Here is a 19,799-nt window from a genome sequence, read left to right on the forward strand (position 1 = left end):
TCAGCATTTGTTCTTTCTATGAAAGCGTTCATTAAACTTACACTGGGTTTATTCAGCTTCAGCCTTTTATCTGGCTGTGGCGAAGCAATAGACCACGATAAAATTCGCCAGCAGGGTTTTGTCTACTGTGGCCAAGGCGGTCCAGAGACCTTTAACCCCCAGTTGACGGATAGCGGAATCACACCAGAAACATTGAGCCCGCAGCTATTTGACACTCTACTGACTATTGATCCTCAAACGTTTGAGCCAGTGGCGAACATCGCGACTAATTGGAGTGTCAACAAGACGGGTACGGAATATATTTTCACGCTCAGGCCAGATGTTAAATTTCAAACAACGGCGTGGTTTACCCCTTCTCGAACCTTAACCGCTGACGACGTTGTGTTCAGTTTTCGACGTATCATAGATACGAGTCATCCGTTCCACTATGTCGGAGGCGGGCTGTATCCGTGGTTTAACGGTATCGACTTCAAGAATTTGTTGATTGACGTTGTGCCTGTCGGAAAAAATAAAGTGAAGTTCATTTTAAGCCGACCAGATAACTCTTTTCTCTCTAACATCGCGACCAGCCATGCGGTGATCCATTCTAAAGAGTATGCAAACCAGCTTGAGCTTAGCGATGAGAAAGCGATGCTAGACAGCCACCCCGTTGGTACCGGCCCCTTCTATTTGTCAGAATACCAGATTAATGATTTTATTCGCTTAAAGCAGCACCCTCGTTACTGGCACGGCAAAGCGCGAATGAAACAAGTGGTGTTCGACATCTCTAACCGTGGTACGGGTACGCTAGCCAAACTCCTTCGTGAAGAGTGTGACGTTCTCAATGCCCCCTTGTCGAGCCAATTGCCGATCATCGAACAGCAAGAAGACATCAAGCTCACCGCGAAGCCAGCGATGAATATCTCTTTTGTCGCCGTGAATACGCTTCATCCAGCCTTAAACGATTCGCGCGTGAGAAAAGCACTCAACTACGCCATTAACAGACAAAATATCCTAGATTCTGTTTATTACGGAACCGGAAGCCAAGCCTATTCTGTCTTGCCGCCTTCCTCTTGGGCTTACCAAAAAGATTCGACCCAACTTCGTTATGACCGAAATTATGCGATAGCGCTATTGCGCGAAGCGGGTTATAGCAAAGGCTTAGAGCTTACAATGTCTGTCCCGCTGGAGCCGAGAGCGTATAACCCTAGCCCGCGTAAGACAGCGGAGTTGATCCAAGCCAATCTCGCGGATGTCGGCATCAAGCTAAACCTAATGACAGATGACAGATACAACCGCAGCGAAAGTGACGAAAATATTGACCTCTACTTGACTGGCTGGATAGCCAATACAGGCGACCCAGATAGCTTTTTTAGACCCTTACTTTCATGCGACTCTAAGCGTGTAGGGCTCAATGTTTCGAGCTGGTGTAACCCAGACTTTGACTTCCTGCTCGACCTTGCACTCGAAGTGGATAAAAAGCGTTACCGTCTAAACTTATATAAGCAAGCGCAAAACATTCTCAATGAACAGTTTCCGGTGATTCCATTGAACCACGGGATGCAACTGCAAGCGCAGCACAACTCGATCGAAGGATTTAAAGTGAGCCCGTTTAATGCTCAACCTTTTGATGGCGTAGAGAGGGTGAAGTAATGTTTCTCTATACAGTGAGACGCCTCAACTTATTCATTATTACCATGTTAATACTCACCATGGTCGGTTTCAGCATTTTGCGTCTTGAGCCCAATTCAGCGTGGGCAATGCAGGACTTTTGGCCAGGCTGGCTCACTTATTTGAGCGAGTTGATGCAACTTAATTTCGGCGTCAATCATTATGGCGTACCCATATTTGATGAGCTGATTGTTGTTTTCCCTGCAACCTTAGAGCTTTGCTTCATCGCATTCATTTTGTCTTTGTTGATTGGTATCCCTATCGGGACTCTGGCAGGTATGAAACAAGGGAAATGGGTGGACACCTTCATTTCATTTACCTCGATGTCCGGTTACTCGGCCCCTCTTTTTTGGGTCGCACTGCTAATGATCATGGCCTTTTCGCTGCATTTTGAGTTCTTCCCGGTCGCGGGCCGATATGATCTTCTGTACCAAATTGATCATGTCACGGGTTTTGCGCTGATCGATGCCTTCTTCTCTGATGGCCCTTACCGCGCCCATGCCCTGCAAAGCGTGATTGAGCACCTTATTTTACCTTGTCTAGTATTGGCGCTTGCTCCAACAACTCAGGTTATTGGCCTGATGCGCACATCGGTGGCTGAAGTTATGGGACAGAACTACATTAGAGCAGCACGCATTAAAGGTCTTTCGGCTAAAGAAATCGTCACTCAGCATGTGCTAAGAAACGCGATACCGCCGATCATCCCTAAAATTGGGGTCCAGCTATCAAGCATGTTAACACTCGCCATCATCACTGAGTCGATCTTCAACTGGCCAGGAATTGGACGCTGGCTGTTAGACGCTCTATCCAACCAAGATTATGTCGCCATTCAGGCGGGGGTTATAGCGGTGGCGACCTTAGTTCTAACAGCAAACATTTTGTCAGATCTGATTGGCGCGATGGTCAACCCGCTGGTAAGGAAGGAATGGTATGCTAACCGATAATATTTATCAGGAAGAACAAATTCCAACCCAGTTCGAGCGATTTTGGCGTAGTTACCGAGCGAATAACCTCGCCATGTTTGGCTTGTGGTGCTTGGGTCTAATCGTGTTAATTACGCTAGTATCTCCTTGGATAACGCCTCACGATCCGCAAGCACAAACGGGCGAGTTACTAATTCCACCATCTTGGAATCCCGCAGGAACGGTAGAGTACTTTCTAGGAACAGATGACCTAGGAAGAGATATCCTTTCACGCCTAATTTCAGGTTCACAGCTAACGTTTGGGGCGGCGCTGATCATTACTGCGATTGCTGCTGTGATCGGTTGTATTATCGGAATTTTAGCCGGTATGACCAAAGGCTTGGTATCAAGTACCTTAAACCACCTGCTTGATACGGTAATGTCGATCCCCTCTTTGCTGCTGGCGATTATCTTTGTCGCCTTTCTTGGCTTTGGCGAGTTCAATATATTACTGGCCATATGCCTCGCCCTGATTCCGCGATTTGTACGCTCCGTATACATCGCCGTGCACACTGAAGTTGAAAAAGATTACATCATGGCTGCCCGCCTTGATGGTGCAAACGACTTCTATTTGCTGTGGAACTCAATCCTGCCCAATATTCTGGTGGTGATTGCTTCGGAGGTAACCTTAGCACTGTCAATCGCAATATTAGATATCACCGCTCTTGGCTTCCTTGGGCTCGGGGCTCAGGCTCCAAGCACTGAGTGGGGTGCCATTCTAGGTGACTCTGTTGAGCTCATCTATTTAGCTCCTTGGACCGTTACTTTACCTGGCTTAGCGATTATGTTTACCGTTATCGTGATTAACTTAGTGGGCGAAGGTGTCCGCCAAGCGCTCAACGCGGGGATCGAATAATGCCTTTATTAGATATTCGCCACCTGACGATTGAGATTGAAACACCGCAGGGCTTGATGAAAGCCGTTGATCGTATGAGTTTAACCCTGAATGAAGGGGAGATTCGTGGCCTTGTGGGCGAGTCAGGTTCCGGAAAGAGCTTGGTGGCGAAAGCGATTGTCGGTGTATGTAAAGACAATTGGAAAGTCACTGCAGACCGGATGCGGCTAGGAAACATAGACCTTTTGCAGCTAACGCCAAGAGAGCGCCGACGTGTTATCGCTCGTGATATTGCGATGATTTTTCAAGAGCCATCAACCTGTCTTGATCCTTCAGAGGAAGTTGGTAAGCAATTGATCGAAGCGATCCCATCAAAATCATTTGAGGGTAAGTGGTGGGAACGTTTTAAGTGGCGTAAAAAGCAAGCAGTCGCGTTGCTACACAAAGTCGGTATTAAAAACCATCGCCAGATTATGGGCAGTTACCCTTACGAATTGACCGATGGTGAATGTCAAAAGATCATGATAGCGATGGCCATTGCAGCAAAACCAAAATTGTTGATTGCAGACGAGCCAACCAATGACTTAGACCCGATTACTCAGTCACAGATTCTCCGTTTACTGAGTCGTATGAATCAGGTGAACAACACTTCGATCATGCTGATCGGTCACGACTTAACCACCATTACTCAGTGGGCAAACCGTATTACTGTTATGTATTGTGGACAGTCGGTTGAGTCTGCAGACACAAAGAAAATCTTAGAAAAGCCTAAGCATCCCTATACAGTCGCGTTGCTTAAAGCGATGCCAGATTTCAGTGATTGGATACCGCACAAAGAAAAACTGCAGTCTTTGCCTGGCTCTATTCCTCCTCTGCAACATTTACCTATCGGATGTCGTCTTGGCCCCCGCTGTCCTTATGCCCAGCGCCAGTGTGTCGAAATACCAATGACGCGCCGCATCAAAAATCATAAGTTTGCCTGCCACTTCCCTCTCAATATGGAGAAGAAAAAAGGATGAGTGCGTTACTTGAGGTCAATGACCTATCTAAAGACTTTGTCACCCGCTCTGGTCTACTCCGTAAGAAGGTACATCAAGCCGTTAAGCCGGTCAGTTTTACGCTTGAAGCGGGACAAACCATCGGTTTTATTGGTCAAAATGGCTCTGGGAAATCGACCCTAGCGCGTATGCTTGCTGGCGTTGTCGAACCGACTCAGGGTGAAATTCGAGTCAATGGTGAGCTCTTGTCGCACAAAGACTACGAGACGCGCTGCAAGCTGATTCGAATGATTTTTCAGGATCCTAATACCTCTCTAAACCCGAGAATCCAGATTGGTCGTATACTCGAAGGGCCACTCAAACGGAACACGAGCATGCCACCAGAAGCACGTATGAAACGAGTGAAAGACACTCTACTTCGCGTTGGTTTGTTACCTGAGCACGCCTATTTCTACCCGCAAATGCTCGCTACGGGCCAAAAGCAGAGGGTTTGCTTGGCACGCGCTCTAATTCTTCAACCTTCGATCATTGTCGCAGACGAGGCGCTTAACGGCCTTGATATGGCAATGCGCTCCCAGATCATTAACTTGTTTCTTGAGCTGCAAGAAGAAATGGGCGTTTCGTTTGTTTACGTTTCCCAGCATATTGGCGTAGTCAAACACATCACCGATAAGATCATGGTCATGCACGAGGGTGAAGTGGTAGAGAGCGGTGAAACACAACACGTACTTTCTTGTCCAGAACATATCATTACTCAACGTTTAGTTGAGAGCCACTTTAACAAGTCGACCTGCTTCAAATAGGGGATCAGATGCTAAGGAAGGCACTGGGATTAATTCTCTTACTGGTGACTAGCTCTTCAGCCTTGGCCTACGAGTCGCGACTCACTTGGCTTGAGCCTGCCTTTGTTCAGCAAGCATTTGTCGATGTCGCTTTAAAACGCGAGTATGCTCCGGGCGATTGGCAACTGGTAAAGTGGCAACAGCCTATTAAGCTATGGGTCGAGCACAAAGTCGCCGATCAAGCTTTACACAATGAATTGCTCGATGCCCATATTGCGGATCTTTCTCGTATCACGGGCCACTCTATAGAACGCGTTTCATTTCGCGCGCAAGCTAACGTTATATGGATCTTTACCCGAGAGTCTTTATGGCGCGAAGACGTTAAGAAAGAACTGGGGGCCGGTTCGCTCAAACATATGCATGGTGCTATCTGTAAGGCTGGATACAAGCTTAACCCTCAAACTGGTTCCATCGCGTCCGCCGCGATAATTATCCCAGTAGACCAAGCAAGAGAGCATGGAAAGCTACTCGCTTGTATCGTTGAAGAAATAACTCAGATCATGGGCTTACCCAATGATGCAGAATCTGCATTCCCGTCTATCTTTAATGATGAAACCCCTGAAGATCTGCTATCACCATTGGATGTCGTTTTACTCCAACTACTCTATGAACCAGAGTTGAAACCGGGCATGACAGTAAGCCAAGTGACTCCGTTGCTTAGCGCTAAAATTCAGGAATACCAGAAACTAGGCAAACTTACACAGGCTGTCTCAATCGCAAAATCTGGAGCGCTCTATCAGCTTATTGGGTATTAGTCATCAACCAAACAGCAAGCCAAACCCCTATCAGTTTCTACTGACTTGGTTGTTAATTCTTCTCGCCGCATTACATTCACTTCTTACGCAAACACATTACTTTCTCAATGCGGATGTCGCATTTCTAACTCAAATGGCGTTATACGGCCAAAGTGGCGATCTCTACACGCAATATTACGAGATTAACCCACCGCTGATTGTTTATATCTATCGTTTATTCCTTGCCCCTTATTATTGGGGAGAATTGAGTATTGTATCCGCTCTGCGGTTCTCTATGGTTACCTACCTGCTATTAATTACCTTGATGTGTCAGTATTACCTCTACAAGCTCAAACTGCGTCATGCGACTCTGTGGGTAATTGCTATCGCACTAGCGTTTCTGTTTGTTTTACCAGCGGCGTTCTTACAGCGAGAGCATATTATTTCTGCCGCCATGATTGGCTATTTTTGCATGCTGACATGTCGAGTAAATCACATCAAAACAGCCATGAGTATGCGAGTAGCATCAATTACACTCGCTGCTTTCGCTGTGTGTTTAAAGCCACAGTACATTATAGTGTTGGCACTTTTGGAAGGCTGGTTACTGTGGCGTCATCGAGAGATCAAATCCTTGTTTAGGGCTGAAAACATCATCATTGCAATAATAGGAATCAGCTACGTTGGATTCGTTTATCTCTACCACCCTCACTATTTTTCTTTGGTTGCGCCGCTTGCTAGTGAAACATACATCGCATATTTTGAAGGTGCAGAAAGCATGCTTATTCGGCTCGGTTTACTGCTGCTACTGCTATTTCTACCTTATCGTTACTTGACTCAGCAAGTCACCGAAGTTCACCTTGTACAAGGTCTGTACCTAGTCGCTATCGCCGCATTGAGCGCTTTCCTAGTCGGCAGAGCTGGGTTTAGCTATCACCTGCTGCTAACTTTTACCACACTGTCAATTGTGTTACTGGCAGCTTGGTTTTATTCTTTGCAGGAACTGATAAGAGAGCCAAAAGCCCGACAAGTGACACATTGTGTGTTCTTTTTCATGATGCTGCTGTTTGTCCGGCACTTCCACTTTATTGATATTGACAAAATCAACTATCAAGACGCCAGTAAGACCTTTCTATCCACATCCAATCACCTGCCAGAGAAACTCATCGAGTATCAAGATTACAAAGTTATCTATGATGCTTTAAAGCCACATGTGACAAGTGGGCAAAACGTCTATATGTTTGGTGCACGGCTGTTCCCAGCTCACCCCATCGCAATGCATTTAGGTTTGAAATGGATTGGTCATTTCCCAGTATTGTGGGCGCTACCACAAACCTTGAAAGCAACTGAAGGAAAAAAGAAAAATACGCGTTTAGCCTGGATAAGCCAAGTTGTAACTGAGGATATTAAGCTGCATAAACCGAGTGCTATCTTGGTAGAAGAAAACGAACCACTACTACGCTACCCGTTAGAGTTTGGCTTCGTGGAACACTTTACCCAGTATCAAGTGTTTCAGAATGAATTTGAGCACTATCAAAAATTGGGCAGTTACCCATCCCCAGATGGAAACTGGGTCATCTATTTAAGGCAGGAAGAATAAAGCCAAGCGCAAAGGCTTGGCTGGTAGGGGTTAGCCGCGCTTTTTAAGTTCGAACTCAAACTCATCAGGAAAGAGCACCACGCCCTCTTCATTCTGGTTTGGAAACACAACAACAGCTAGCTCGTCCTCTTCCAACCCATAAGTCCAACGACTGAACCATTTAGCAGTCGAGATAGATTCAGCTTTGCAATGCTCCCATTCTCCCGTCGCCCATTGTTTAGCAAATTCTTCATGGGGCCATACTGGAACACAATCTTCATCTTCAGTATTAAGCATCACACAGCCATGCTCATCGGTGAGAATCCAAACTTTACGACTCTTAGCCATCTCTTTAAAGCAGTAATTCAGGCGCTCTTCTGGGCGCATCTTGTTTACGGTATCAATCTGCTCTTGCGATAGGGACTCAGACATTCCTCTCTCCTACTCTCTAGTGGCGATAAAACAAACGCCCATAGTGAAACACTATGGGCGTTGAATTTGATGCAGTCAAAAACTGTCTTACACTAGCTCAGCTTGTAGCCACGGCCAGCCTTGTTTCTTACGGCTTAGGGTGTTTTCCATCATAAGCATGCCATCTTGTTCATGCTTAACTAATTTCTCAGCCCACTCACCTTTGTATAGTAGACGAGTTTGCGCCGTTGTAATGTCTGTTAGCATTACTGCAGCAAATGCCAAACCTTCTTCTGCGCAGCGACGCTCTAGATCCGCTTCTAGCGCATCAATCATACCGTCAACTTGCTCAAGTGTTGCAAGTTCAACTTGACCAACGACGACATCACGGCCGTTGAATGGGTAACCTTTAAGGTCTTTTTCTACTAGCTCAGCAGCAGAAAGACCTTCGATGTTTGTTTTAGCAATCAACAGATCTTTGATGAAAGCATCAACATCACAAACGTCTGCAATTCTTGCTAGCTCTTCAACCGCATCTTTATCTTTTTGTGTGCACGTTGGAGAAGCAAAACCAACAGTGTCAGATAAAATTGCAGACATCATCAGTTTAGCGATTTGAGGAGTGATCTCGTGACCTTCAATCTTAAACATGTTGAAAAGTACTGTGTTAGTACAGCCAACAGGCCAGATCCAAGCTTCCATTGGGTTAACGGTCATTACGTCACCCAGACGGTGGTGGTCAACGATACCTAAGATTTCTGCTTCAGCCACATCATCTGGTGCTTGTGCTAGATCTGAGTAATCAACCAACCAAATTTTCTCGCCTGCCACAGACGTACGAAGTTCTGGAACTTCAGCGTTTGCAACTTCTAAAATATGCTGTGTTTCGCGGTTGATTTCGCCTTGGCGAATTGGCATGGCTTCGACACCACGAGCTTTTAGTAGCTCAGTTGCTACCAATGCACTACAGATACTATCACTATCAGGGTTCTTGTGACCTACAACTAGAATCATCTTATTTCCTATACGACTAAAATAGGCCCTATTCTGGGCAAATTACTCACGAAGGCGAATACTTTACCTGATTTTTGAGATTTGTCATGGGTTAGCAAAAAAGAAAAACGTTTCTTACAACTTTTGTTGCAATTAAGTCTCAATGAAAGGAAAGCAACCCAGCTTAACTACAATGAGAACATCCTCGGCTAGAGAGCGCTGCCTTATTCGAGTAAAGCGGCTACCTCATCCGAAATATCACCGTTATGGTATACCTCTTGAACATCATCTAGATCTTCTAGCGCATCAATTAAACGAAGTAACTTTGGCGCTGTATCAGCATCAAGATCCGCTTTTGTCGAGGGAATCAATGACACTTCTGCATGAGCAGATTTAAATCCAGCAGCGTCTAAGGCATCTTTTACGCCACCAAAGTCAGCAGGTGTAGTAAATACGTCGATGGCTCCATCTTCTGACGTCTCGATATCATCGGCGCCACTTTCAAGCGCAACTTCCATAACATCGTCTTCGTCTAGACCAGAGGCGTAAGAAATCACACCTTTTTTCTCGAATAGATAGCTTACGCTTCCGTCAGTGCCTAAGTTCCCTCCCGCTTTTGAAAAAGCATGACGAACACCAGAAACTGTTCGATTTCGATTATCCGTCATGCACTCTACCATAACGGCAGTCCCTCCTGGGCCATAACCTTCGTAGATGACGGTTTCCATGCCTTCATCACCTTCACCACCAGCGCCTCTAGACACAGCGCGATTAACCGTATCGCGAGTCATATTATTGGAAAGCGCTTTATCTATAGCGGCACGTAACCTTGGGTTGTTCTCCGGCTCACCACCACCTTCTTTGGCTGCAACCACTATTTCTCGGATCAGTTTGGTGAAAATTTTACCTCGCTTAGCATCTTGTGCTGCTTTGCGGTGGCGAATGTTAGCCCATTTACTATGACCAGCCATAAACAAATACTCCCAATCTAAAAACAGAAAAGCCGTAAGTTATGCTTACGGCTTTGAATTTTCTTCAGTTTATCACATCGAAGATAGCTTTACTTGTGACGCTCTTTCAACTTGTTGACCACATCATTCATTGATAGCCCTTGGTCTTGGAGAAGAACCAGCAAGTGATAGATTAAATCCGCAGACTCGCACACTAGCTCCGCCTTATCCCCCGACGTCGCCGCAAGCGCGACTTCAACACCTTCTTCGCCCACTTTCTGCGAAATACGCTTGGTGCCACGGGAATAAAGGTTGGCAGTATAAGAGGAATCAGGGTCGGCACTCTTGCGGGCAGCCAATAGCTGCTCAAGTTGATGAAGCCACACCATTTGTGATTCCTCTTGCGGATCCACATCCCAACATGTGGTGTTACCCAAGTGGCACGTAGGACCAATGGGATTCACCTTCACCAATAGCGTATCGTTATCGCAATCTAACTGCATGTTTACCAATTGCAACACGTTGCCTGAGGTTTCACCTTTGGTCCAAAGACGCTGCTTAGTCCGAGAAAAAAACGTTACCTGACCGGTTTCGCCCGTTTTTGCCAAAGCATCTTGGTTCATGTAGCCCATCATCAGCACTTGGCTTGATTGGAAATCCTGGACGATGGCAGGTACCAGACCATCCACCTTTTCCCAGTTGATTCGCTCAGCTAGCGAACTTACTTCGGCGGCTTTTACACTCATAGTCGTACCTCAATGCCTTGTTGTTTCAAATACTGCTTTAGTTCACCAATATTGATGACTTGTTTGTGGAATACCGACGCGGCAAGCGCACCATCCACATTGGCTTTTTGGTAAGCTTCTACAAAGTGCTCCATGGCACCCGCGCCACCTGATGCAATCAGCGGTACATTACACACTTCACGCACCATATTTAGCTGCTCGATGTCGTAGCCGTTACGCACACCGTCTTGGTTCATCATGTTCAGTACGATTTCACCAGCGCCGCGTTTTTGTACTTCTTGCACCCAATCACGCGTTTCCCATTGGGTCGCTTTTGTGCGTTCTTCATCACCAGTAAACTGGTAAACCTGATACTTACCTGTCTCTTTGTCGTAGTATGAATCGATACCAACGACGATACATTGCACACCAAACTTATCAGCCAGATCAGTAATCAATTGCGGGTTTGCCAATGCAGGTGAGTTAATCGACACCTTGTCTGCGCCAAACTCAAGAATGCGTGCTGCGTCTTCTGCTGATTTAATGCCACCAGCGACACAGAAAGGAATATCAATCACTTCAGCAACGCGAGCCACCCAACTTTTATCGACAACGCGACCGTCACTGGAAGCGGTAATATCGTAGAACACAAGCTCGTCAGCGCCTTCTTCTGCATAACGCTGTGCCAGAGGAACGATGTCACCAATGATTTCGTGGTTGCGGAATTGAACGCCCTTGACCACTTGCCCATCACGAACGTCAAGACATGGAATTATTCGCTTTGCCAACATGCAAACGCCTCCTCTGCGGTGAACTTACCATCTAACAATGCACGGCCAACAATCACGCCAGCCACACCGCTGCCTTTTAGCGCTTCGATATCTGCTAATGAGCCAATGCCACCTGAAGATTGAAACTGCACTTGTGGGTACTGTTTACATAGGTCGATGTAAAGCTCTACGTTTGAGCCTTCTAGCGTACCGTCACGAGAAATGTCCGTACAAAGCACGTGTTGTAGACCTACCGTTAGGTAATCGTTGATCAGAGCTTCGATAGTCACGCCTGAGTCTTCTTGCCAACCAGAGATCGCCACCTTACGCGTGCCGTCTTGATCGATGTTGATGTCTAGCGCAAGAACGATTTTCTCTGCGCCGTATTTTTCCATCCAACCTTTCACAAGTTCTGGCTGTTTGACGGCTGTAGAGCCAACCACAACACGCTGAGCACCAGCTTCCAACAGGTCAGTTGCGTCTTGCTCTGTACGCACACCACCACCGATTTGGATGTTCGCTGGCGTGCTTGCTAGTAGCTTTGCAATCAAATCAAGCTGGCGTGCTGTCGTGTCTTTCGCGCCAGTTAAATCCACTAAGTGCAGCCAGTTGGCACCTGCTTGGTGGTACAAGTTGAACTGCTCTGCTGGGTCGACTTTGTACTCGGTTACTTGACCGTAATCACCTTGATAAAGGCGAACCACCTGTCCTTCAATTAAATCAAGAGCTGGAATAATCACACTAAATCCCTTTTATAATTCTAAGAAGTTTTGAATAAGCTTCGCGCCCGCTTTTGAAGAACGCTCAGGGTGGAATTGCACACCGTAGTAGTTGCCGCTTTGTACGGCTGCCGTGAATGGGTTGCCGTACTCACATTCAGCAATAGTGTACTCTCCAACGGGCATTGCAAAGCTGTGTACAAAGTAGAAGTACTCGCCTTCTTCAATGCCTTTGAAAAGTGGATTACCAGCTTTTGCAGACACCGTATTCCAACCCATATGCGGCAGCGGCAAATCGCCAGTTTGTAGTAGCTTCACTTTGCCATCACAAAGTCCAAGACACTCGACTAACTCGTCGGCTTTCTGGCCTTTTTCTTGAGAAACTCTGCCCAACAGTTGCATGCCTAAACAGATACCTAGCAGTGGCTTTTCTACCTGTTTTACCAAGCTGATAAGATTGCGCTCTTCTAGGTTCTTCATCGCTTCACTGGCAGTCCCTACGCCCGGTAGGAATAGCTTGTCAGCTGCCAATACAACTTGTGGATCTTTTGAAATCGTTACGTCATAACCTAGGCGTTCAATGGCAAACTTCACCGAAGAGACGTTGGCACAGCCAGTATCGATAATGACAACTTTCTGTTCTGTCACTGTTTTTCTCCTTGATAACGTTAGCCTTAAAGTACGCCTTTACTACTCGGTAGCTCAGTGCCTTCGACTTTGATTGCTTGGCGCAGAGTGCGACCAAACGCTTTAAATAGGCTCTCAATGATGTGGTGATCATTGTTGCCCGCAGAAGAAAGGTGCAGCGTACACGCTAATGTGTCAGTCAAAGAACGGAAGAAGTGAACCACCATCTCTGTTGAAAGGTCACCCACTTGTTCACGGCTAAACTGCGCGTCGAACTTAAGGTAAGGACGACCAGATAAGTCTAGTGCACATTGTGCCAAGCACTCATCCATTGGCAGGCTGAAACCAAAGCGGCCAATACCACGTTTGTCACCCAGCGCTTCTTTAAGAGCTTGCCCCAACGCAAGAGCGGTATCTTCTACCGTGTGGTGATCATCAATGTGCAGGTCGCCTTCCACTTTGCACACCATCTGGAATCCACCGTGCGTCGCAATTTGATCTAACATGTGGTCGAAGAAACCAAGACCCGTTGAGATGTCATTACCGCCTTGCTCATCCAGATTAACCGCAACTTTGATGTCTGTTTCTTTCGTGGTGCGAATGACTTCAGCAACACGGGCTTTCACCGTGAGATCTTTCAGGATCTGTTTCCAACCCATGGTTTCTGGGTTGTACTGAATACCACGAATTGCCATGTTTTCTGCAAGTTGAAGATCGGTTTGACGATCGCCAATCACTACAGAGTTTTGAAAATCCACTTTGCCACCTTGCAGGTACTCTTTCACCAAGCCCAATTTAGGCTTACGGCAAGAACAGTTGTCTTCATCGAAGTGAGGACAAATCAGCACGTCATCAAACTTCACACCTTGAGACTCAAAGATCTCCATCATCATGTTGTGTGGAGCATCAAAGTCTGCTTGTGGGTAGCTGTCGGTACCCAAACCATCTTGGTTCGTTACCATCACTAGACGGTATCCTGCATCCTGTAACGACAACAGGCTTGGGATAACAAATGGCTCTAGCTTTAGTTTGTCTAAACGGTCTACTTGAAAATCAATCGGCGGCTCAACAATTAAGGTGCCATCACGGTCTATAAAAAGGATTTTTTGTTGTTTGCTCACTCGAACTTCCTTATTACTATTCTTTTAGGCGCTCCCGCTTTACGCGAGAGCGATACATTCTTTCTCTACTTATGAGTAGTAGTTTCTGATGAATCCGAGTGTTTTTTCGCACTCGTCACGGTTGCCAACACTGATACGCACACAGTTCTCTATTGGCGAGTTACGCAAGATGATGCCCGTTTCCCAAGCGGCTTTGAAAAGATCATCGCCCTCTGGGAATTTCACCAATAGATAGTTCCCCCACCCTTCAAAGACTTCCAGTCCCGGAATCATTGACAAACCAACCTGTAGGTAGGCACGGTTTGCATTCAGATCGAGAACTTGGAACTTCGCTCGCGCTAAACCAGCTTCCGAAAGCGCTTGAGTCGCAATTTCTGCTACAGGAACCGGTACTGGGTACGGCGCGATAACTTTAAGCAGTACATTAATCAGCTCTTCGTTCGCAAGCGTAAATCCACAACGCAGGCCGGCAAGCGCAAAAGCTTTCGACAGAGTACGCAGAATGGCAAGGTTCGGATATTGAGCCAGTAAGTCTACCGTTGATGCTTCAGGGCAAAAGTCGATGTACGCTTCGTCCATCACCACGATTGCACGGTCTTTTGTCATCTCAAGCAGAGAGACAATGTCTTCACGCTTCACCAAGTTACCCGTTGGGTTGTTTGGCGAACAGACGAAAACCAGTTTGACGTTATCCAGATTCGCTTCGATGCCGGCAAGGTCTAGTTGCCAATCTGGTGTTAGTGGCACGGTTTTACGCTCGACACCAATGGTTTCAGCACTGATAGCGTACATACCGTAAGTTGGGGGGCAGTATAGAATCGCATCCTCTCCCGGCTCACAGAAAGCGCGAATCAGTAACTCGATGCCTTCATCTGCCCCACGAGAAGTCAATGTTTGCTCTGGTTTTACACCCGCATAGGCTGCATAAGCGGAAATCAATTCTTTCGGTTGGCATTCGCTATAACGATTAAGACGAGCAAAATCTGTTTTGTATTCATTGTTGAATGGTGATTCGTTAGCATTTAGCCATACGTCACCCGTACCACCAATTCGGCGTGCCGATAAATAAGGGGTCAGTTGTTGGACTTGTTTACGCGCTAGCTTTTCCATCTCATTGTCCTCTTACTTCACTGCCAGTTTTTCTACACGGATCGTCACTGCACGTTTGTGTGCATCCAGACCTTCTGCTTCCGCCATAGTGACCACAGTTGGTGCAAGGTTCTTTAGACCATCTGCAGACAGCTCTTGAACTGTCATTCGTTTGGAGAAATCGGCCAACCCTAAGCTTGAGTATGTGCGTGTGTAACCGTAAGTAGGAAGAACGTGGTTAGTACCCGACGCATAATCCCCTGCCGATTCAGGTGACCAATCGCCTAAGAAAATGGAACCTGCGTTATCGAGTAATGGCAGTAGTTCACGAGGGTTCTTAGTTTGAACAATTAAGTGCTCAGGGCCGTAGTAATTCGAGATTGAAATTGATTGAGTTAAAGATTCAGCAATAATGATCAAACTTGAAGCCAGTGCTTGCTCGGCAATATCTGCGCGAGATAACTCTCGAAGTTGACGCTGAACCGCATCCATAACTTGATCGGCAATGATTGGTGATGGTGTCACAAGCACCACTTGCGAGTCAGGTCCGTGTTCAGCTTGGCTTAACAAATCGGCAGCGATGAAATCCGGATCTGCCGTTTCGTCAGCTATCACTAGCACCTCAGAGGGCCCAGCTGGCATATCAATCGCGGCACCGCGGAAATCATTGCTGACTTGGCGCTTAGCTTCTGTCACGTAAGCATTCCCCGGCCCAAAGATCTTATCGACTTTTGATACAGTCTCTGTTCCATAAGCCATCGCCGCAACCGCTTGGCCACCACCAACGTTGTATACTTCATCAATGCCACATAACTTCGCAACATAAAGAATTTCATCAGCAATTGGTGGAGGTGAGCAAAGTACCACTTTACGACAACCTGCAATTTTTGCAGGAACACCAAGCATCAATACCGTCGATGGCAATGGCGCACTACCACCAGGAATATACAAACCCACTTTTTGAATTGGGCGCGTGACTTGCTCACAAAGAACACCCGGTTGAGTCTCTACTTTGATTGGTTGTGGCTTTTGCGCTTTATGAAACTTCGAGATGTTTGCATAAGCTTGCTCTAGCGCACCTTTCATCTTTTCAGAAAGGCGAGCTGACGCTTCGTCGATTTCTCGCGCCGATACTCGAATGGACTCCGGTTTTACACGGTCAAACTTCTCAGTCAGCTCCAGCAATGCTGCGTCACCCTCTTTGCGAACTTTCGCGATGACTTCAGAAACCGCAGCAGTGATGTTTGCTCCTTCACTGATCGCCGGACGCTCTAGAATCGAATCTTGTTGAGTCTCACTCAGGGATTGCCATACGACAGTTCTCATTGCGATTACTCCATCATTTTTTCAATTGGTAGTACTAGGATTGAGCTCGCACCCAGCTCTTTTAGTTGCTCCATGGTTTCCCAGAACAGATTTTCAGTACTTACCAAGTGCACGGCTACTTTCTGCTGATCGGCAGACAGTGGCAGAACCGTTGGGTCTTCCGCGCCTGGCAGCAGCGACTTGATTTGCTCGAGCTTGTCTGTCGGAGCGTGTAGCATGATGTACTTCGACTCTTTCGCTTGCTGTACACCCTGCATTCGAGTCAGAAGTTTTTCAATCAACGCCACTTTATCTGCGTCAAAATCGCCGGTGCGTTGAATCAATGTCGCTTTTGATTTGAAGATGATTTCAGCTTCTTTGAGGCCGTTAGCTTCGAGTGTTGCACCGGTTGAAACTAAGTCTGCGATGGCATCAGCAAGGCCCGCACGAGGAGCAACTTCTACAGAGCCTGTTAGCATACATGTTGAGAAAGGAACGCCCGCCTCATCCATGTATGCTTTGAGTAATTGAGGGTAAGTGGTTGCGATACGTTTTCCAGCTAGATCCTGAGGGCCGTTGTACTCTTCATCCTTGTCGATTGCGATAGATAATCGGCAACCACCAAAATCTAGGCGACGAAGCGGAACAAACTCACAAGGTTCCCCCAATGCTTTACGATCAAGGCGAACCTCTTCTAGTTCATTTTCACCAATGAAACCGAGGTCAACCACACCATCCATAATTAAACCCGGGATGTCATCGTCACGAACCAATAGTAAATCAATTGGCATATTTTCAGAGTGAACAACAAGTCGCTCACCCATCACGTTGAATTTAACGCCGCACTTCTTAAGTAGAGCTTGGCTCTCTTTGCTTAGGCGACCTTTCTTTTGAATTGCGATTCTTAGGCGTTGTGTCTGCATTGCTATAATCCCTGTGCAAATATTTGAAATTTATAAACTTTTACTGTAATCGAATACTAAAAAACCCTCGGAAGAGTTGGTCTCCCGAGGGTTCTAAATCTTGTAGTTTACGATTTTAGCCTCCGGGAGTTTCCTGTCTCCCGGGTATGCGCGCATCTCCCGAAAGACTAGACTGGGTGATGATGGTGATGAATGTTCATGACTGTTAAACGCATACTTATATAGCTCTTCGTGTTCGCTTTGTTGATATCCACACTAACCAAGGCGTAAACTTTTTTCAACCATTTATTTATACTTTTTTTAAATTGTATTAGACAAATAAAAAGGGAGCCGCAGCTCCCTTAACATTTATAAATCATTTCAATCAATTAGACGTTCTGGCAACTTGCTAGTTTCGACTTTGACAAAATCGAGAGCAACACACAAATCGCTACGAAAGCAACCAGTGAAACGACAAATGAAATGCCTACCGACGCCGTCATACCTAGGGTAATAAAGCCGATACAAGAAACAGCGGCAACCGATAGCGCGTATGGTAACTGAGTCGCTACGTGGTCTATATGGTTACAGCGAGCACCTGTCGAGGAAAGAATCGTGGTGTCTGAGATCGGCGAGCAATGGTCACCAAATACAGAGCCTGCTAGAACCGCACTTAGCATAGGTAACATTAGTGCTAAATCCGTAGCCCCTGCCATGTCACCCGCAATCGGTAGCATGATACCGAACGTACCCCAAGAGGTCCCCGTTGAGAATGCCATTAAGCCAGACAACAAGAACAGTATCACTGGCAACCAATGTGGATTGATGTTGCCTTGCGCCATTGTCGATAGATACTTACCAGTATTCATATCACCAATCACAGAACCGATCGTCCAAGCAAACACTAAAATTAGGATCGCACCGAACATAGACTTAGCACCGATCCACAAAGTGCGTCCGATCTGGCTCATTGCAATACCTTGTTTAATCACTGTAAACAGCGCAACGGCTAAGCCAACCAAACCACCGTAAATCAGTGAAGTGCCCACATCGGTATTTTCAAATGCACCAAGAAGGTTAAACTCGTGACCATCGGCAGCTAAAGCTTGACCACCAGTGTAAAGCATTGAAGCTACGGTTGCCGCAATCAAGAATACGATTGGCAAGATAAGATCAGACACCTTACCGCCTTCGCTTTCTTCGATATCCAATTCTTCATTTAGCTCATGAGCTTCTTCAGAGTCGTCAGCCTGTTCTTTTGCAAAACCATGCCCACGAGATGCTGCGATTTCATGATCACGCATTTTACCGATGTCAAGCCCAAACCATGCAACCGCGAACACCATTAGCAAGGCAAAAATAGCGTAGAAGTTCATCGGAATTAAGCGGACATAAGCGCCCAGTGCCGAGTATTCCGTAATACCGTGAGAAACTAGGATACCGCCGATGATCGTCATAATGTACGCACCCCAGCTTGACGCTGGCATGATGACACACATTGGAGCAGCCGTAGAATCCAGAATATAAGCAAGCTTAGCGCGAGATACGTAAAAGCGATCAGTAACAGGACGAGAAATCGCACCTACCGCTAAGCTATTGAAGTAATCATCAACGAAGATGAAAACACCGAGAAAGGCGGCAAGAAGCTTTGAACCGCGCTTGCTTTTAACGCGAGTTTGAGCCCATTCAGCAAATGCGCGAGTACCACCAGAAAGAGTAAGCAACGCCGTCATCATACCCAGCAAGAGTAGGAAGCCAACAATACTCATGTTCCACGTATTCAAGCCGCCGTCTTCAATAAAGACACTTGATACAGTGGAACCGACGTAGCCAAGAGCTCCGCCAATCGAATAGTCGTTAAGTAAGATGGCACCTAAAACAATACCAACCCCCAAAGATACCAAGACTCGGCGTGTGACAATAGCAAGACTTAATGCCACTAACGGTGGCAACAAAGATAAAGGAGATGATGCAAAATCAATTAAATTCATGATCTTCAAAAACCAGTAATAAATGGTTAGAGATCTACTGCAGACTAAATGAAGGAAATCATTTCCAATCAAATAAGCATAAAAAAGCGATAGGTAAGCGAATGCTTTACCCTGCCCTACAGTAGCGCTCCATAGTTTTACAAATTATAGACTATGGCAGTGTTACCCCTTTCGAGTGTAACCCCAGCGAGTTCTTTTGATATGGAGACTCACTTCGGCGAAATAACCTTTTCGGCTTGTTCATTGGCATCACCCCAACAAGCAGTACTTATTTATTCCGCGCCTCTACCGCGATTGCTAAAATTTTAAACCATTGAAAATTCACTTTAACAATAATTTAACTAGCATTACGCATTAGGTGACGCTCATTGTACTTAACTTGAACCCCTTTTCAATACATAAAACTGCATTTATTGTTAAAAATATTGGTAACTCAACTCGTTTAAGATTCCTGCCCATATGCATAGTCATCCACAGTTATAAACTCAGTATCATAGATAACTTTTCTATATACAAACTAAAATTAAAAGAACAAACCATCAAACTTTCTACTCATTCAAATATAGATAATGTTAAATGAATACTACTTTAGAATTAAT

19 protein-coding genes, 1 riboswitch and 1 other annotated feature are annotated in these 19,799 nt (G+C 46.1%); of the genes, 7 read left to right on the forward strand and 12 right to left on the reverse strand.

What is annotated here, in order from left to right:
- The first annotated feature begins 18 nt into the window (after positions 1 to 18).
- From sapA to RH45_RS15730, 7 genes are read left to right on the forward strand one after another with little or no spacing between them, the layout of a single operon-like run.
- Positions 19 to 1,632, forward strand: coding sequence for an ABC transporter substrate-binding protein SapA (gene sapA / locus RH45_RS15700; RefSeq protein ID WP_008078814.1), 1,614 nt, complete (start codon positions 19 to 21; stop codon positions 1,630 to 1,632).
- Positions 1,632 to 2,594: an ABC transporter permease gene (locus RH45_RS15705; protein WP_008078815.1), complete on the forward strand. Its 963-nt coding sequence runs from the start codon at positions 1,632 to 1,634 to the stop codon at positions 2,592 to 2,594. Before sapA ends, RH45_RS15705 begins: the two co-directional genes overlap by 1 nt.
- On the forward strand, positions 2,581 to 3,468 hold the full coding sequence (sapC, locus tag RH45_RS15710) for a putrescine export ABC transporter permease SapC (RefSeq protein ID WP_008078816.1): 888 nt from the start codon (positions 2,581 to 2,583) through the stop codon (positions 3,466 to 3,468). The genes RH45_RS15705 and sapC overlap by 14 nt, the downstream gene beginning before the upstream one ends.
- Positions 3,468 to 4,466, forward strand: coding sequence for a peptide ABC transporter ATP-binding protein (locus tag RH45_RS15715; RefSeq protein WP_008078817.1), 999 nt, complete (start codon positions 3,468 to 3,470; stop codon positions 4,464 to 4,466). The genes sapC and RH45_RS15715 overlap by 1 nt, the downstream gene beginning before the upstream one ends.
- On the forward strand, positions 4,463 to 5,248 hold the full coding sequence (locus tag RH45_RS15720; RefSeq protein WP_008078818.1) for a peptide ABC transporter ATP-binding protein: 786 nt from the start codon (positions 4,463 to 4,465) through the stop codon (positions 5,246 to 5,248). Before RH45_RS15715 ends, RH45_RS15720 begins: the two co-directional genes overlap by 4 nt.
- Positions 5,249 to 5,256: 8 nt before the next feature.
- Positions 5,257 to 6,042 carry a DUF2927 domain-containing protein gene (locus RH45_RS15725; RefSeq protein WP_008078819.1) on the forward strand — a complete coding sequence of 262 codons (786 nt, stop codon included), beginning with the start codon at positions 5,257 to 5,259 and terminating at the stop codon, positions 6,040 to 6,042.
- Positions 6,032 to 7,618, forward strand: coding sequence for a hypothetical protein (locus RH45_RS15730; protein ID WP_008078820.1), 1,587 nt, complete (start codon positions 6,032 to 6,034; stop codon positions 7,616 to 7,618). Before RH45_RS15725 ends, RH45_RS15730 begins: the two co-directional genes overlap by 11 nt.
- A gap of 30 nt (positions 7,619 to 7,648) precedes the next feature.
- Here RH45_RS15730 and RH45_RS15735 read toward each other — a convergent pair whose 3' ends face one another.
- From RH45_RS15735 to RH45_RS15790, 12 genes are all read right to left on the reverse strand, one after another.
- Positions 7,649 to 8,029, reverse strand: a complete 381-nt coding sequence (locus tag RH45_RS15735; RefSeq protein WP_008078821.1) for a DUF2750 domain-containing protein — start codon at positions 8,027 to 8,029, stop codon at positions 7,649 to 7,651.
- A gap of 87 nt (positions 8,030 to 8,116) precedes the next feature.
- Entirely contained in the window at positions 8,117 to 9,022 is a 906-nt protein-coding gene (locus tag RH45_RS15740; RefSeq protein WP_008078823.1) for a manganese-dependent inorganic pyrophosphatase, read from the reverse strand.
- A 203-nt stretch (positions 9,023 to 9,225) separates the two neighbouring features.
- Positions 9,226 to 9,972 (reverse strand): YebC/PmpR family DNA-binding transcriptional regulator, encoded by a 747-nt coding sequence (locus RH45_RS15745; RefSeq protein ID WP_008078825.1) that lies wholly within the window; start codon positions 9,970 to 9,972, stop codon positions 9,226 to 9,228.
- 89 nt (positions 9,973 to 10,061) lie between these two features.
- Complete coding sequence (hisIE, locus tag RH45_RS15750; protein WP_008078828.1) at positions 10,062 to 10,697, reverse strand: bifunctional phosphoribosyl-AMP cyclohydrolase/phosphoribosyl-ATP diphosphatase HisIE; 636 nt, start codon at positions 10,695 to 10,697, stop codon at positions 10,062 to 10,064.
- Entirely contained in the window at positions 10,694 to 11,467 is a 774-nt protein-coding gene (gene hisF / locus RH45_RS15755; RefSeq protein ID WP_008078830.1) for an imidazole glycerol phosphate synthase subunit HisF, read from the reverse strand. Before hisF ends, hisIE begins: the two co-directional genes overlap by 4 nt.
- On the reverse strand, positions 11,449 to 12,186 hold the full coding sequence (hisA, locus tag RH45_RS15760; protein ID WP_008078832.1) for a 1-(5-phosphoribosyl)-5-[(5-phosphoribosylamino)methylideneamino]imidazole-4-carboxamide isomerase: 738 nt from the start codon (positions 12,184 to 12,186) through the stop codon (positions 11,449 to 11,451). The genes hisF and hisA overlap by 19 nt, the downstream gene beginning before the upstream one ends.
- Before the next feature lie 12 nt (positions 12,187 to 12,198).
- A complete protein-coding gene (hisH, locus tag RH45_RS15765; RefSeq protein ID WP_008078834.1) occupies positions 12,199 to 12,813 on the reverse strand; it encodes an imidazole glycerol phosphate synthase subunit HisH in 615 nt (204 codons plus the stop codon).
- 26 nt (positions 12,814 to 12,839) lie between these two features.
- A complete protein-coding gene (gene hisB / locus RH45_RS15770; protein ID WP_008078835.1) occupies positions 12,840 to 13,913 on the reverse strand; it encodes a bifunctional histidinol-phosphatase/imidazoleglycerol-phosphate dehydratase HisB in 1,074 nt (357 codons plus the stop codon).
- A 69-nt stretch (positions 13,914 to 13,982) separates the two neighbouring features.
- Positions 13,983 to 15,023, reverse strand: coding sequence for a histidinol-phosphate transaminase (gene hisC / locus RH45_RS15775; RefSeq protein ID WP_008078837.1), 1,041 nt, complete (start codon positions 15,021 to 15,023; stop codon positions 13,983 to 13,985).
- Positions 15,024 to 15,035: 12 nt separating this feature from the next.
- A complete protein-coding gene (gene hisD, locus RH45_RS15780; protein ID WP_008078838.1) occupies positions 15,036 to 16,328 on the reverse strand; it encodes a histidinol dehydrogenase in 1,293 nt (430 codons plus the stop codon).
- A gap of 5 nt (positions 16,329 to 16,333) precedes the next feature.
- Complete coding sequence (gene hisG / locus RH45_RS15785) at positions 16,334 to 17,230, reverse strand: ATP phosphoribosyltransferase (protein WP_008078839.1); 897 nt, start codon at positions 17,228 to 17,230, stop codon at positions 16,334 to 16,336.
- Between the two features lie 55 nt (positions 17,231 to 17,285).
- Positions 17,286 to 17,422, reverse strand: a sequence feature (His leader region).
- A 176-nt stretch (positions 17,423 to 17,598) separates the two neighbouring features.
- On the reverse strand, positions 17,599 to 19,200 hold the full coding sequence (locus tag RH45_RS15790; protein ID WP_008078840.1) for a Na+/H+ antiporter NhaC family protein: 1,602 nt from the start codon (positions 19,198 to 19,200) through the stop codon (positions 17,599 to 17,601).
- Between the two features lie 114 nt (positions 19,201 to 19,314).
- Positions 19,315 to 19,496: riboswitch (Lysine riboswitch) on the reverse strand.
- Positions 19,497 to 19,799: the final 303 nt, after the last annotated feature.

This window comes from Vibrio sinaloensis DSM 21326, assembly GCF_000189275.1.
GTDB classification, from domain to species: domain Bacteria; phylum Pseudomonadota; class Gammaproteobacteria; order Enterobacterales; family Vibrionaceae; genus Vibrio; species Vibrio sinaloensis.

Excerpts from the sequence above, each read along its gene's own strand:
- sapA (WP_008078814.1), top strand. The coding sequence starts at position 19 with ATGAAAGCGTTCATTAAACTTACACTGGGTTTATTCAGCTTCAGCCTT.
- RH45_RS15705 (WP_008078815.1), top strand. The coding sequence starts at position 1,632 with ATGTTTCTCTATACAGTGAGACGCCTCAACTTATTCATTATTACCATG.
- sapC (WP_008078816.1), top strand. The coding sequence starts at position 2,581 with ATGCTAACCGATAATATTTATCAGGAAGAACAAATTCCAACCCAGTTC.
- RH45_RS15715 (WP_008078817.1), top strand. The coding sequence starts at position 3,468 with ATGCCTTTATTAGATATTCGCCACCTGACGATTGAGATTGAAACACCG.
- RH45_RS15720 (WP_008078818.1), top strand. The coding sequence starts at position 4,463 with ATGAGTGCGTTACTTGAGGTCAATGACCTATCTAAAGACTTTGTCACC.
- RH45_RS15725 (WP_008078819.1), top strand. The coding sequence starts at position 5,257 with ATGCTAAGGAAGGCACTGGGATTAATTCTCTTACTGGTGACTAGCTCT.
- RH45_RS15735 (WP_008078821.1), bottom strand. The coding sequence starts at position 8,029 with ATGTCTGAGTCCCTATCGCAAGAGCAGATTGATACCGTAAACAAGATG.
- RH45_RS15740 (WP_008078823.1), bottom strand. The coding sequence starts at position 9,022 with ATGATTCTAGTTGTAGGTCACAAGAACCCTGATAGTGATAGTATCTGT.
- RH45_RS15745 (WP_008078825.1), bottom strand. The coding sequence starts at position 9,972 with ATGGCTGGTCATAGTAAATGGGCTAACATTCGCCACCGCAAAGCAGCA.
- hisIE (WP_008078828.1), bottom strand. The coding sequence starts at position 10,697 with ATGAGTGTAAAAGCCGCCGAAGTAAGTTCGCTAGCTGAGCGAATCAAC.
- hisF (WP_008078830.1), bottom strand. The coding sequence starts at position 11,467 with ATGTTGGCAAAGCGAATAATTCCATGTCTTGACGTTCGTGATGGGCAA.
- hisC (WP_008078837.1), bottom strand. The coding sequence starts at position 15,023 with ATGGAAAAGCTAGCGCGTAAACAAGTCCAACAACTGACCCCTTATTTA.
- hisD (WP_008078838.1), bottom strand. The coding sequence starts at position 16,328 with ATGAGAACTGTCGTATGGCAATCCCTGAGTGAGACTCAACAAGATTCG.
- hisG (WP_008078839.1), bottom strand. The coding sequence starts at position 17,230 with ATGCAGACACAACGCCTAAGAATCGCAATTCAAAAGAAAGGTCGCCTA.
- RH45_RS15790 (WP_008078840.1), bottom strand. The coding sequence starts at position 19,200 with ATGAATTTAATTGATTTTGCATCATCTCCTTTATCTTTGTTGCCACCG.